Source organism: Novosphingobium percolationis, assembly GCF_020179425.1.
Taxonomy (GTDB): Bacteria; Pseudomonadota; Alphaproteobacteria; order Sphingomonadales; family Sphingomonadaceae; genus Novosphingobium; species Novosphingobium percolationis.
The window spans coordinates 567,068-581,995 of record NZ_JAILYM010000003.1 but is presented as its reverse complement, the minus strand read 5'-3'; the positions used below and the strand labels follow the sequence as shown (position 1 = coordinate 581,995).

Annotated in this window: 4 protein-coding genes and 1 pseudogene; 1 reads left to right on the top strand and 4 read right to left on the bottom strand. The window is 68.9% G+C overall.

The genetic code is table 11. The annotated features are described in order from the left end of the window. Nucleotides 1-125: 125 nt before the first annotated feature. Nucleotides 126-455: pseudogene (locus K3A84_RS11235) on the top strand (anion permease); the annotation flags it as partial. A gap of 168 nt (nt 456-623) precedes the next feature. On the opposite strand, the gene K3A84_RS11230 reads toward K3A84_RS11235, so the two are convergent. The 4 genes from K3A84_RS11230 to K3A84_RS11215 all read right to left on the bottom strand — a co-directional run bounded on the left by K3A84_RS11230 (nt 624) and on the right by K3A84_RS11215 (nt 14,919). Beyond that, the gene (locus K3A84_RS11230; protein WP_225009418.1) at nt 624-935 is read right to left on the bottom strand and encodes a hypothetical protein; all 312 of its coding nucleotides are present in this window, start codon (nt 933-935) and stop codon (nt 624-626) included. Nucleotides 936-1,202: 267 nt separating this feature from the next. Next, nucleotides 1,203-4,265, bottom strand: coding sequence for a CHAT domain-containing protein (locus tag K3A84_RS11225; protein WP_225009417.1), 3,063 nt, complete (start codon nt 4,263-4,265; stop codon nt 1,203-1,205). Further along, a complete protein-coding gene (locus K3A84_RS11220; protein WP_225009416.1) occupies nt 4,265-13,141 on the bottom strand; it encodes a hypothetical protein in 8,877 nt (2,958 codons plus the stop codon). Before K3A84_RS11220 ends, K3A84_RS11225 begins: the two co-directional genes overlap by 1 nt. After that, entirely contained in the window at nt 13,141-14,919 is a 1,779-nt protein-coding gene (locus tag K3A84_RS11215) for a ShlB/FhaC/HecB family hemolysin secretion/activation protein (protein WP_225009415.1), read from the bottom strand. The genes K3A84_RS11220 and K3A84_RS11215 overlap by 1 nt, the downstream gene beginning before the upstream one ends. Between the last annotated feature and the right edge of the window lie 9 nt (nt 14,920-14,928).

Sequence of the window (14,928 nt, the reverse complement as noted above, 5' to 3'; positions counted from 1 at the left end):
GAACGCAAATCCATCGAAAGGGTGTGAGCCATCCATGCCGGCCTCCTTCACCAGCACGGATTCTGAATCAGAAATCACATCCGACGGGAATTCCCTCGCGATTCAAAACGGTCGAAAAACGCTCTAGCTGCTATGTGGCGATGGCGGCAGGCACCATGGCGGGCGGCTGGAAGATCATCGAGACGATGGGCAGCCGCATCACCAAGCTGTCGCACCACCAAGGCTTCAGCGCCTCGCTGGGCGGCTCGATCATCGTATTCAGTGCTTCGCTACTCGGCATCCCGGTTTCGACCACGCACACCATCACCGGCTGCGTGATCGGCGCAGGCACCGCGCGACGCGCCTCCGCCGTGCGTTGGGGCGTGGCGGGGAACGTGATGGTCGCTTGGGTGATCACCATCCCTGCTTCGGCCGCGGTAGGCGCTCTGTTCTACAGCCTGACACGACTATTCTAGGCCGTAAACGCATAAACGGCACCATCGAGGTTTGAGGCAGAGGGGCCAGGTGCAAGGAAGGAAAGCGCAGAAATATGTCGATATTTCAAGCTTTCCTGAAACGGCAGATGGCCCTTCTGGTCAAATCCCTGCGCGACGCCAAAATGGTGCCGTTTATGAGTTTACGGCCTAGATCCTGTCGCGGATCGAGGTGGAGTCATGATCAGGGCGCGTCGGCTGCTCACCGATCGTCATCAAGGCCTTGATCAACCCAACTGACGTGGAAAAGGTCGCTCTGGCGGCTGACAGACCCTGCATGGAAACATTGAGGCTGCTGAGGATGTCCTGGATAAGCGCCTCTTCGCCTGCGGTTTCCCTTGTGACGCCCATCACGTTGATTATGGCATAGGAATTTGACAAAATAGCTTCGTCTATATTCCGGGCGACGTAGCGTGTTTGTGCTTCGATGATTTGGAGCCGTTTTTCCTCGACATGAATCATGGACTGTTCTCACGACGGAAAATACGTTTTTACTGTAGACCCTTGCGGCCCTACACCTGATTTTAGGTCGCATAAAAATTTATAGTCAAATATAAAATTGCCGGACGGATCTATATAAATATCCGTTAACCTTCCAAAATCGGGAACAATCGCCCACGTTCACAAATCACCCCACCCAATTTGTGTGCGCCACCGCAAGTCGATGCGCGAACAAATGCCGGAAAGCACCGAAATCGTCCTAGCTTCGTCATCGCAAAAGGCCCCTTTTCAACGCGTCGCCTTGCCAGCGCTACCTTGCTGAGGCTGCACCAAAGGCTTGGCCCCATCACCCAGGATGATGAACGCCGCCCAGTAGAACGGGTGGGAGGTGTTGGGATCGTCCATCAGCTTGAGCTGCGCTTCGGCCAGCGCTTCGGCCAGCGGCTTGCCCGGCGCCGCGCCGACGACGCCGCCGATCAGGCGCTTGGTCGCGTTGTAGTCGTCGGGCACCGGCCAGTGGCTGGCCACAACCGAACGCGCGCCCGCACCGACGAAAGCGCGCACGAGGCCATCGAGTGCGTAGTTGCCGCCCGTGGTCACGCCGGCTTCGCGGCTGGCCGAGACCGTGGCCATGCCGGCGGTGTCGCAGGCCGAGAGGATCACGAGATCGGCATCGAGCTTGAGGTCGAAGATCTCCCGGAAGCTGAGCAGCCCGTCCGAGCCCTGATCGCCGAAGCTGGTGACGAGCGCGGGTCGCGCCGGGCAGTCGGGGCGCGGGGCGGTGACGAGGCCGTGCGTGGCGAAATGCAGCACGCGGTACTGGTCGAGCGCCTTGTCCGACAGCAGCTCGGAATCGGTGAAGGCGCCATCGGTGCGTACATCACTGGCGCCGCCGATGGTCTTCTGCGCGAAGACCAGTTCGTCGGGCGAGATGGGTCGCTGCCACGTGGCAAGCGGCCAGTCGCATTCGTCGGCCACTGCGGTGATCGGCCGGAAAGGCGGCACCGCATTATGCCCGAGGCCCAGATAGGGGCGGCTGGCGTGCGAAGGCGCGAGCTTGCGCAGATCGAGGAAGCCGCGCGGGCTGACCGCGATCGAGATCTCGCGCCCGCGCCCGAGCCATGACACGCCGGTGAAGTCGAACAGGTCGGCATCAGCCGCGCGGGTGCGCTTCTTGTAAGCGTTGATGGCCTTGTCGTCGGTGACAAGCACCGAGGGCGGCAGTTGCAGCATCGCGCCGTCGGGTTCGAACACCAGATGGTGAATCGCGCCCACCTTGCCGTCGATCGCCCCGAACAGCGAGCGGTAGAGCGCGCGCGAGCGGTCGAGGTCGAACGGGTAGTTCACTTGCCGCCCGTTCTCGACCTTGACGATCGAATCGCGAATGGCCTGCACTTCGCCCGCCAGCTTTGCGCGGTCCATGTCAATCCGGAAGGCCTGCGCATCATCGGGCGTTGCGAACAGGGCGTAGAGATCTTCGCCCGCCGCGACGAGCTTGTAGTAGGCTTCGCCCGGCCGCAGCGCCTTCTGCAGTTCATCGAGCGCGACGCGTTGCGGGGCGAGCACGTTGTAGCGCGGGAACGCGGCAAGCTTGCTGACCAATTCGGTCTGGTCGCGCTGGAGCGAGGCGAGCGTTTCCTGCGCGGCCTTCAGCGCCTGCTGCTCGGACGCGGTCGGCGTCGTCAGCGCGGACAGGCGCGTCACTTCTGCATCGGTGCGCGCAATGTCACGGCTGCGCGCGACAGAAAGGCGAAAGAGCGCGGCGGCGTCGTCGTTGCCTTCGGACAGCTCGCGCGCCAGCACGGCCTGCGTCTGCGCGACGCCGGGGCGCTGGAGCACTTGCGCGGCGGTGAACATGGCGCGAGCGCTGGCGGCATCGCCGTCCTTGGCCAGAAGGCCGAAGTAGGGCGAAAGCATTTCGCGCAAGGTGGTGCCACTGTCGGTCACCAGCGCGCTCTGGTCGATCACGGCGGCATAGAGGGCCTTGGCCCCGGCTGCGTCGCCGGTGCGGCCGAGGAAGGCCGCCTTGCGCGCCTGCGCCGACAGCACCGCGGGAGATTGCGGAAAGGCATTGGCCAGCGTGGCGATGGCGCGGTCGAAATCGGCCGCGGCCTCGCCCTTGCGCCCCTGCGATTCGTTCAGCAGGGCCTGTTCGATCTGGATTTCCGAGCGCATCCAGCCCACCGAGGCGACGCGCCCGTCGCGCACGGCGGCAAGTCGGCGGTCGGCTTCGACGAGCTTGGCAAGCGCATCGGCATGGCGTCCCTTGAGCCGGATGGCAGTGCCCGTCAGCGCAACGGCCTGCGCATCGAGGATTTCGGCCTTTTCGCCGGGAGTGAGGCCCGGATCGGCGCCGCCAAGACGCAGCAGCGCGTTGTTTTCGCGGTTGATCTGGTCGGCCAGCGGCACGTTGATCTCGCCGCGCGCCAGCTTGTCGCGATCGAAGCTGACCGTGACGGGCACGACCGGATGCGCCAGTTCGGCCAGCGCGGCGTCGGGCTTCTTCTGGTTGAGCAGGTCGATAGCGCGGTAGTTGCGCAGGCGGCGTTGGGTGACGCCATCGCCGCTCGCCAACGCCTTGCTCGCCTGTTCGAACAGGCGCTGCGCAGTGGCGAAGTTGCCGAGGTTGGACTGTTGCAGCCCCTGGTTGGCAAGCGCTTCGGCCAGCCCCGCCCCGGCGCTGGCGCGGTCGCGGGTGGCGAGCGCTTCGAAGAATTCGGCGGATTCGGCGAAGCTGCCACCATTATTGCGCAAGTAGCCTTCGTCGCGCGCGCCCATCTGGTCGAGCTGGCCCGCCTGGATGCGCGCGAATGCGGCGGGGTCCGACACTTCGGTCGTGGCGACGCGGATCTCGCCCGGCACGGCATGGTCGGTGGCGACGCTGGCGAGCGCGAGGCGCAGCGCCGGATCGTAACCCGCCAGCCCTTCGACGAAGTAGGTCACGCCACTCCGCCGGGCGACATAGCGGCGGTAATCCACGCGCGAACGCGGGTCGCGACAGGCCAGGCTGTCGACATCACCCAGCCCATCGAGTTTGACGCGCGCAGGCGCCGCGCAATCGAGCGTGACGCCGGGCAGCGCGCTGGGTTCGGCGGCGGGCGCGATGTCGCGCCGCACCGCGATAAGCGAGCCGACAGCGCCCGCCGCATCGCGACAGGTCAGGCGGTACGAACGGTCGAACATGCCCGTCAACCGCGCATCGCCCGGCGCGTTCTGCGCGGTGCACATTACGCCCGACGAGCCGATGCGGAAGGAGTTGCGGATCGACAGCGGCGGAGCCTTGGCCACAACTGCCAGCGGCGCGGCCAGCGCGAGCGCCGCCAGACTTGCTCCGATGAAACGCGCGCGCATCACTGTGCTCCTTCTGCGCTGTTTTCGTTGACGAACGCCCCCATCAGCGCGGGGTTGCCGCTGCCGGCGACCGGCTCCTCGATGCGGCCCGGCGGGTTGAGCGGGCGCATGTCGATCAGCGGCGTGGGAGGTACGATCGGTGGGCCTGCGGTAGCTTTGTCCGCCTGCTCCTGCTGCTCGGGCGTGCTGCCATCGCCGCCATCGCCGCCGCTGCCAGTGTCCGGCGTATCGACGAAGCGCGGTGTGTCCCCCAGCCCATTCTGGCCGAGGATCGTGATCTGCGTAGAGATCGTCGGCCCGACCACTTCAACGGGCACGTCGGTCATCGCGCCGCAGCTCGTGGCGATGAGCAGGCAGCCCTCGATCCGGCTCTCGCCGTCGAAGATCGTCAGCTGCTGCTGGTTGGCCTTGAACGCATCGTAGGCCTGCGTGCCCGACAGGACGGTGGTGCCATCGGTGAACTTGCCGTTGACGATCATGCGCACCGGACGGGTGGTCGTGCCCGGCAGGATGGAGAAGCCGTCCGCCGCCGTCAGGAACCCGGCCGATGCCACTGCCGTGCCGGTGTTCTGGACATAGAACGTGCTGCCCACGACGAACCGGAACGCGCCCGCCGCCAGCACCCCATCGGGCCGCTGGACCGTCGCAGGCTGGTCGAGATCGGCTTCCAGCGCGGTGTAGAACGGATCAGCGGCGATTTTGTCGAGGATCGCGCCACTGGCCACGTGGATGCCATCGGCGTTGATGCGCAGGATGCCCGAAAGCGCCCCGCCCGTACCGTACACTCCCAGCGAGCCGGTGCCGGCATCGAGTTCGAACCGTTCGGTATCGAATTCGAGCGCGTTGGTGGCCCGGAAGCCGCGCGTCGAGAGATTCCCGCTGATGCGGATCGCGCCCGAGATGCCGTCGGGGTTGACGGTCTGGAAGCGCACGACGCCATTGGGATCGTCGATCGTGCTGCCCGCATCGGGGCCGGTCACTTCCAGATTGCCGATGCGGATGTCGATCGCGTTGGCGGTGTCGAGCGCGCGGATGGTCAGCGATCCACTGCGGATGGTCGCCCACTCGGCGGCGCTGATGTTGTACTCGGACTGGCCCACGCCATCGCCCAGCACCACGCCCTGCTCACTGATCGAGCGCAGCAGGATCGAGCCGCTGACCCCAGCATCTAGGCCCACCGGCGCGCCGCTGGCGCTCTGCGTGGCGATGACGAGATCGCGCGAGGACAGCGTGATCGAAGGCCCGGCCCAGCGCCCGCCCACGCGGGCGACTCCGCTAGTGTCGACCTTGATGGTGCTGCTGGCGTCGATCTGGCCCGCGAAGATGTCGCCACTGGACGTCGTGGCGAAGCTGCCGCCCGCCGCGCTGCCGATCGCGATCGTGCCCGCCACGCGCGCCGGGGCCTGCGACAGGAGCGCCGCGACATCGAGCGTGCCGATCTGGCCGCCGCCATCGAGCATGGCCCGCCCGGCGACAAGGATCCCGCCGTTGCCCGGCGTTGCCCCGCCGTTCGGATCAAAGGTGCCTGCAACGAGCCGCCCGGCGGTGACATTGCCGTCCGCCAGCAGCGCCAGGTTGCGTCCCACGGCAAGGCCCAGTGCGATGTCGTTGCCCGCGACCAGCGCGATGTCGGTCGTGGCTAGAACGCTGCGCGAAACCGTCAGCGTTCCACCTGCCGCGAGCTGGACACCTTGGCCCTGGCTGGCCACGGTCTGGAAGGTGGCATCACCCCGGATGCTGCCCGTTACCGGCCCGAACGCGGACACGAGTTGCAGGCCGGCATCGCCGACCGCATCCAGCGTGATCGCGCCCTGTCCTGCAACGATATCCAGCCCCGAAAGCGCGCCGCCAGCATCCAGCGCGACGTTGCCGGTGGCGGCGGCGAGATTGCCGAGGCTCATCGACGTGCGCGCCTGCGCCGCGATTCCGCCATAGGCGCTGATATCTTGCGTGGTGAGCGCGCCTCCCGCCAGCAGGTCGATCGAACCGGCCGACGCAGCGACCGTGCCCAGCACGATGTCGCCCGCGCTGGTCTGCACGCGCAGGTTCGTGCCTGCCGTGAGGCTGCCGCCCGAGATGGCACCGAAGGCAGCCAGATCGACCGCGCCGCTACCCGCCGTGATCGCACCGAGCGTCAATCCGCCCGCGCTGCTGGCGATCGAAACCGAGCCGCCCGCCGCGATGCCTAGCGGTGCAGCGCCGCCGCCTGCAACACCGCCGTTGAGCGTAGCGAGATCACCGACGGTCAGGACCGAAACGTCACCGCCCGCCGTTAGCGCGCCGCTCAGCGCCGAAGCGCCTGCCCGAAGCGTCAGATTCGTCCCCGCCTGCACATCGCCAAGCACCAGTCCGCCGCCATTGCTGACGACGGAGACATCTGTGCCCGCAGTCACCCCCCCGGCCGCGATCGAGCCCGGCGCGCGCAAGTCGATCGCGCCACTCGTCGCGCTCACCGGCCCCATCGTCAGTCCGCCGGCGCTGCTGGCGATGGTGATCGCGCCACCCGCAGTGACGGTACGCGACGTCAGCGGCCCGCCAAGGATTGCCCCGCTGGTCGCGGCGAAATCGCCCACCGCCGAAATCGTCAGGTTGCCTTCGGCCGAAAGGCTGTCGGTGTGGATCGCGCCGCCCGCGCCGAGCGTGACATCACCTGCGGCCAGCACGTCGCCCAGCGAAAGCGCGCCGCCGCTGCTGATGGCCGAAACGCCGCCATTGGCCGTGATCGCGCCCGTGGCGAGCGCGCCCGCCGCCGCCAGATCGACCGCGCCCGCCTGCGTGGCGATGGTGCCGAGCAAGAGCGCACCGCCCGTCGTCAACGCGAGCGAACCCGCCACGATATCGACGCCGCTGACCGCGGTGTCGCCCGTGATCGTTGCGGCACCACCAGCCGAGAGGTTGTCGAAGGTGATCGCGCCTGCGGCATCTAGCGACACATCGCCGCTGACGAGGATCGGGCGGGAAACGTCAAGAGTCCGGCTGGTGGCGGCCGTGAACGAGGCCGCGACGACCGGCCCGGCAATCGCGATCGCCCCGGTCGCCCGCGTGGGGCTGGCGGCGAACAGCGCGTCGAGACCAAGCGAGCTGCCGCCAGCGTCAGTCATAACCACGTCGGCCAGCAGCACCCGCCCGCTGGCGGCGATGCTGCCCAGCGCGATGTCGCCGCCCGCCAGAACGGCGAGGTCGCCCGCCCGGATCGATCCGGTGGTGATCGCCTGCGTCCCGAACAGGCGCGTCGCCCCTGCATCGAGATCGCCCAGCGTCATCGCGCCATTGGCGAACACCGACAGTTCGCGCAACGAACTGGCATTCGACGCCATCACCGTGATGTCGCCCGCGTTCACGACGTCGCTCGCATTCAGGACGGCGCCATCGACCGCCGCGACCGACCCGGCGACAGTGAGCGCGCCACCGCCAGCAGACAGATCGACACCGCCATTGGCTTGCACCGCGCCGATCGACACCGTGCCACCGCCCAGCACGCGGATCGAGGCATTGCCCGAAAGATTGCCCAGCGTGATCGACTGCCCCGCCGAAACGTACAGCGGCCCGCCTGCGGACAGTTCGTTGAGGCGGATCGAGCCCGGCGCGTTGACCGAAAGGTCTGCCGCCGTGATCAGCGAGGCATCGCCCACGATATCGCCGCCGCTGTAGAGGTAGAGCTGGCCATTGGTGTGGATGGCGCCGGGCGTCGCGACGACATTGCCGGATTCGATCCAGTTCTGGCCGGAAATCTGTGCGTGGTCCGCCGACAGGTTCGCGTTGTCGAGCGACACCACGAGATCGCCGCCGGTGATGAAATCGAACCCGCCTGCGATGACCGCGTTGGCGTTCTGCATCGTCAGCGACGAGGCGATCGACCCCGCTGGACTCTGCCCCGGCGCGAAAAGCGCGATCGATTGCGCGGTCAGATCGCCATTGCGCACGTTGAACGCGATGGGCGAGCCGAGCGTCGTGCTAGTCCCGTTGGTCGAGCCCTGCCCGCCGGTCGCGATCGCCTGGAACGACAGCACGCCTGCGTTGAGCGAGCCGCGTTGGGCATCGACCAGGTAGCGGCTGGTCAATTCGAGATGGGCACCCACCAGCGCTTCCGTGCCGGTCACCAGTCCCACGGTCGCGTTGCCGCCCGCGCCCTGAACGCTGCCCGCGCCGCCATCGCCGCCGGATGCCACTGCCAGGAACAGGCCGTTGCCGCTCAGCGTCACGGGCGAGCCGCGCACCAGCAGCGTCGCGCCGCCGCCCGTCGCATCGCCGCCAGCACCGCCAGCGCCTGCGCCGCCGGGCCCGGAACCACCCGTGCCGCCGGTTCCACCATTGCCGCCGGCGAATGCGTAGACTTGCGCGAAGTTGCCTGCACCGATGTTGAGCGCGCCGGTATCGGCCCCGCTCTGGGTGCCGATCTGGATCGCGCCGCCAAGACCCGCGCCCCCGACACCACCATCGCCGCCGATGCCACCATCGTTGCTGCCGCCAACACCGCCCGCACCGCCGCGCCCTTCGGCGACCGCCGTCAGGTCGCCCAGCGTGATGCGCCCGTTGCCCGCGCTGCCCAGCGCCAGGACGTTGCCGCCAAGGCCCGTGCCGCCTGCGCCGCCCACGCCGCCATTGGAAAAGCCGGTGCCGCCCGCGCCACCTTGCCCGTTCGCCGCCAGCGACACCGGACCGATCGCGATGTCGGCCTCGCCCGTCGGCGTGTTGAACGTCAACACGCTGGCTTCGCCACCTGCGCCATCGCCGCCCGCGCCACCGCCAAAGCCCGCCCCGCCGCCACCCGAGCCGCTGACATTGGCCGAACCGAGCGTGACCGTGCCCAAGCGCCCGGTTACGCTGGCCGTGCCACCTGCGCCGCGCCCGCCGTTGAAGCCGCCACCGCCATAGCCGTCGGCATAGACCCCGGCGTTGCCCACCACGGTCAGGCTGCCGCCATTGCCCTGCCGGTCGAGATTCCCCGCGCTCAACAGCGCAAGGCCGCCCAGCGCCGCGCCGCCCAGGCCTTGGCTCCCGGCGTCGCCGCCAAAGGCATTGGCCTGCACGGTCACGTCCCCATCCAGCGTGATGCCGCCGCCCGTCGTCAGCAGTGAAGCCGTGCCGCCGGTTGCAGCACCGCCGGTCGCGGCCGTCTGCGACGAAGCGCCGCCGACCGAGCTGGCGTCGAGCAGGACCGATCCGGTCGCGGCCAGCGTCGAGCCGCCGCGCATGTCCACCGAGACCAGCCCGCCGGTTGCCGCGCCCCCGGTGAAGCTGGACGAAGCCTGCCCGCCGAAGCCGATCGCGCGCAAGGTCAGCCCGCTGGCCGAAATGGCCAGGCCTGCGCCGCCGACGATGTTCATCGAACCGCCCACGCCTTCCCCGCCCGGCGCGGTCAGCGATGCGCCGCCAAGGCCGCTGGCATCGGCATAGAGCGTGGCGAGCTTGATCTGGTTGCCGCTGGTCGTGCCATCCGCAGTGAACAGGATCGCGCCGCCGGTGCCCTTGCCGCCATCGACGCCGCTGGTGCTGCCCACGCCGGTCGCGCCATACCCATCAGCGAGGATCGAGGCCGCGCCATCGACCTGGATGAGCGAGCCACCACGATCCGCGCGCACCGTGACGAAACCACCCGTGGCAGCGCCGCCCGCGCCAGCCACGCCCAGTTGCGCGCCGGAACCGCCCGCGCCACCAGCGCCGCCATAGCCCGTCGCAGCGACATTCAGCGCGCCCAGCTGCATCCGCCCGGTCGGCGCCATGCCCGCCAACGCGCCGTTGGTGTCGAACTGCACCGTTCCGGCGATCGCACTGCCGCCCGCACCGCCAGTGCCGCCCGTCCCGGTCGAGGAGAAGCCGCCATCGCCGCCCGCGCCACCGCTCGCGCCTGCATCCACGCCCAGATTGCTGATCAGCAGCGTTCCATTGGCGACGCCCGCGTTGACGGTGATCACGCCGCCCACGCCCTGGCCACCTGCGCCGCCCGCCCCGCCGGTCCCGCTGCTGCCGCCAGCAGGACTGGCGACGCCGAGGCCGCCCGCGCCGGCGCCGCCGACGCCCGTTGCGTTCAGTTGCATGGTCGCACCGGTGATGGTCGCGCTGCCCGCAGCGCTGGAAGCCGCGTCCAGCGTGATCGTGCCGCCCTGCCCCAGCCCGCCGGGCGCGCCTTCGCCGATGCTGCGCGACGCGCTGCCCCCGCCCACGCCCAACGCGTTGGCAGACACGCTGCCCGCAAAATTGGCGGTGCCGTTGCGCGCGGTCAGCTGAATGTTGCCGCCCGTTCCGGTGCCCGATGCGATGGTGCCGGTGCCCCCTCGACCGATGGAACTGACGTAGGTCGAACCATCCGCCTGGCCGAAGGCGATGCTACCGCCATCGACCGTGACCTGCGCCTGGCCGCCGGTGCCAGCGCCGCCCGTGATGCCCTGCCCAGCTTCCGCATCGGCCAGCACGAACACGTCGCCGCCGACTGAGATCGCGCCGCCCTGCGCCCGCACCGCCGCGAACCCGCCGCGTGCGTCACCGGTCACGAACGCCCCGTCGCCGCCTGTGGCGTCGGCCAGGACCGACAGCGTGGAGAAGTTGACCTGCCCGGCCAACGCATCGACGCTGGCCGTGCCCCCGTCGCCGCGCGCACCATCGCCCACATAGCCGGGATAGGTCCCGCCACCGAAACCTTCCGCGCGCACAAGCACGTTACCGGCATCGATGCGACCCCCGCCAGTGGCGATGCGGATCTGCGCCGTCCCTCCGGTGCCGAGGCCCCCAATGCCGCCATCGGCGTTTACCCCCCCCGCGCCGTTCGCGCTGACAACCACCGGGCCGAGGGTAAGCGCCGCACCGCTCGTAACGATCCGCGCAAGACCGCCGATGCCCGCACCCGACTGCGCGGTGGAGAACGCTTGCCCGGCCGTGGCGTCGGCCGAAACCGAGGTCTGCCCGCCAACCGACAGGACATGCGCGCCGCCAGTCGCCAGCACTTGCGCCGTGCCCGCCGTCGCGCTGCCCGCCGTCGCACCGAAACTGGCGCCGCCCTGCGCATTGCCGCTGACGGTCAGGTTGCCGCCGATACCAACGGTGTGCAGCGCGCTGCCAGCCACCCGCAATTGCGCCGAGCCGCCCGTGCCGATGCCGCCATCGACGATACAGGTAACGCAGCCATAGCCGTCAGTCCCGATGCCGCTTGCACCGATCTCGACCGAGCCCGTAACCGTCAGGGCCCCGCCCCCGGTCACGCCTTCGACGGTGGCCGTGCCGCCAATGCCCGCAGCGCCGCCATAGCCGCTGCTCACCGTGCCGCCCCGCCCGTCGGCGAAGACCGCGATGGATCCAGCCGAAACCTGCGCGCCCGTGCCATAGGTCAGCCGCGCCGTGCCGCCCGTCCCCGTGCCCCCCGTCAGCGCACCGTCGGGTGAAGCCCCGGTGCCGAACGCGCCAAGATCGATCGCGCCGCCCACGGTGACCTGCGCCCCGTTCAACGCCGATAGCACCGCCGTACCGCCAGTCGCGGCCCCGCCATCGGTCAGGCCATAGCGGTCCGCGTGGACCAGCAACCGCCCGGCAACGTCCAGCGCGCCGCCATCCACCGCGACGGTCGCCGCGCTGACGTCGGTAACGTCTGTCAGATCGACACGCCCCGAATCGAACACGTTGACGTCGAAATTGCCGTTGACCGTCAGCGAAGCGCCGGAGCCTGTGACCGTTACCAGCGTGCCGTTGCCACCGGGCGCACCAACGCCCGGACGGTACGCGCCACCCAGCGCAAGGTCGGACGCGAAGCTCGATGTTTCGCCGCCCTGCACCGTCAGTGAAGCGAGGCCCGTGGCCGTACCCTTGAGGGCTGACGTCGCGGTGATCGCACCGATGTCGAGCGCGGTCTGGGCGCTGCCACCGCCCTGCGAGCGATAGCCCATCGCCTCGCCATTGACCACGTCGCTGCCCGCCGACAGGACCACGGTGTTACCCACCACATCCGCTGCGCTCGCGACATCGAAGCCCAGTGTGCTGCCGCTGGCGATTGCCATCGTGATCGCAGTGTTGCGCGGCACGGCGACCATGTAGATGCGGTGGATGAACGTGGCGCTGGAGCCCGCCGCGCCGGTGATCGAACCGCCGTTCGACAGCACCGTGCCGGTCGCGCTGGTGCCCTGGTCGACCTGGATCGAAAACAGCCCGCTCGGCGAGAACTGGATTGTCGCCGCATCCGCCGCGACCAGCGCTGCCGAGCCGTTGACGTCGATCGCGCCATCCTGAACGATGCGCGGCGCAACGATCGCGAGGTAGGAACTGTTGTCCGGCCCCGCCGCCCCCACGTGGAGCTGCGCGCCGTTGGCGATCTCCACCGAAGTGCCCGCTGCCGCCTGCTGGAACTGGAACAGGCCGCTCGTGGAAAACGCGCCGCTCTGCGGATCGTAGGGCAGATCGGACGTGGTCAACCCGAGGTTGCCGACATCGAACACGGCGTTGGAGCCGACGAGGATGCCGCCGGGGCTGTAGAAGAACACCGTGCCGCCGCGCGTGGGCGCCGCCGACACCGCCTGAAGCTGTGCGATGACATTGCCGTCGAACTGGACGGCGCGCGTGGGATCGGCCGGCAGGATGCGGTTGAGCACCGCAAAATCCGCAGTCGTGTCGATATTGTTGGTAAAGGTCGCGGTCGTGTTTGTCGGCTGGAAGATGATCGGCAGCGGCCCGGACGCGGTGTCGTCGGGCACCCAGTTGATCACGGCCGTTGGCGTGTTGACCGTCACCGAAGTGTTCGCCCCGCTGGCGTTGATCGTCGCGCTGCCGCCGACGACGGTGCCCGTGCCCTGAAACGACTGCGCGCGCGCGCCCTGCCCGCCGGTGGCGAGCATGGTGGCGATGGCCAGCGACGATACGGCGATCCAGTCGCCATGGCTGCGGGTGCGGCGCATCAGTTGGTCCTCCAGGGCAGGAGCCGGGTGGTCAGGGTCACGAGAAAGCGGGGATCGGGCCTGCGCATGGGCAGCCCTGCGCGTTCGAGCGGCACGGCCAGCGTGGCGTCGAGCCGGAAGCGCTCGCCCAGCTCCGAGCGCAGCCCGCCGCCCGCCGAAACCAGGCGGTTGGTGCCGGGGACACCCTTGTTCCAGGCCCACACCGCATCGCCGAAGACATAGGGCTGGACGTGGATGTCGCCCCGCCCGACCGGCAGGCGCGGCCCGCGCAGCTCGATCGCAGCGCCCACCGCGCTGTCGCCGGTCAGCTCGCCCGGATCATAGCCCCGGCCCACCGTGTAGTTGCCGCCCGAAAACTCTTCGAAGCCCAGCAACGGCGAGAACGCGACTTGCGCGCGCGGCAGCACCGCGAGCGAGAACTTGCCCAGCGCACGCTCGTATTCGCCCTGCGCGCGCAGGACGGTGGCATCGGGCTTGCCGTCGGCGCGGCTGGTGCCCACGGCGCAGGTGATCGTGCAACCGCGCGTGGCGTTGAGAATGGAAAGGCCCTGCCGCAGTTCGAGCGAGCCCGAAGCCCGCCACGCCGGGGCCACCCGCGAGGTATCGATCGCATCCAGATCAAGCCGCGTCCACAACACCCGCAACCGATCGCGCGAGAGCGGGCCAATCAGGTCGACATCCTGGTTGACGAGGTCGAACCCCGCCCCAAGCCACACGTTGGCGCGCTGCGAGCGCACCAGCGGGTAACGGCCATAGAGGCTGGCAAACAGCGTGCGCGCCTTCAGCTCGATACCGCCGGGCAGCGGGCCGATGTCGGGCCGGGTCCAGGCGTAAGTGAACTGCCCACCCAGCACGAGGCCCTCGCTGCCGGGACGGAATTCATGGGACGCCTGAAGGATGTGCTGCTCGGTGAAATCGGCGGTGGCGTAATAGGACAACGTCGTCACGTCGCCGAGGCCGGTCAGCCCGAAGGCCTGCGCGCGGAGCTGCCCACCCCAGCGTCCGGTCGCCTTGCTGGCGAGGTTCTGGATCGAAAGATCGGCCACGAAGGGGTCGCGCAGCACGCTGACTTCGCCGACCAGTTCGCCCGGCGCTGTACCTGCGGGGCGCAGCGTCAGCTGGACGTTGTAGCCCGGCAGGTCGCGCGCCAGCAGCAGGTAGCGCTCGGCCTTGTTGCGGTCGAAGATCTCGTCGCGGGTCAGCTTTTCGAGATACTGCTGCAGCTTGCGCTCGGCCCCGCGCGTTTCGCCGCGCGCGCGGATCGCGGTGACGCGGGCATAGAGCACTTCCATGCGCACTTCGCCGTTCTCGATGCGCTGCGTGGGCACCTGCACCGCCGCGAGATAGCCCTTGTTGCGCAGGATCGTGCCCGCCGCATCGCGGATCTCGCACAGCGTGGCGATCGGCTGGGGGCCGCTCGTGAACGGCTTCCAGGCCGATTCAAGCTCGGCGGCGCTGGCCCCCTTCAATCCGTTGAAAGTGACATGGCCGATGGTGACCTTGATGTCGGCATATTGCGGATCGGCAAGCGGGCAGGCCGCGCGCTCGATATCGCCCTTGATGGTCAGGCGCGGCGAAGGCGGCGGACTGGCTTCACCGGTCACGCCCTGCAACTGGTCGCGAGTGGGGACGCCTGCGCCGGAGGGCACACCCGATGGCACGCCCTGCGCCGCCACGACGGACGGCAGCGCCGCAACCAGAAGGGCAGCCGAACCAACGCAAAACGGGCCAGCCGAAGCGCGCTTCAGCCAGCCAGAACCCTTAACCTCGCAGGCCATTTCCCGCCC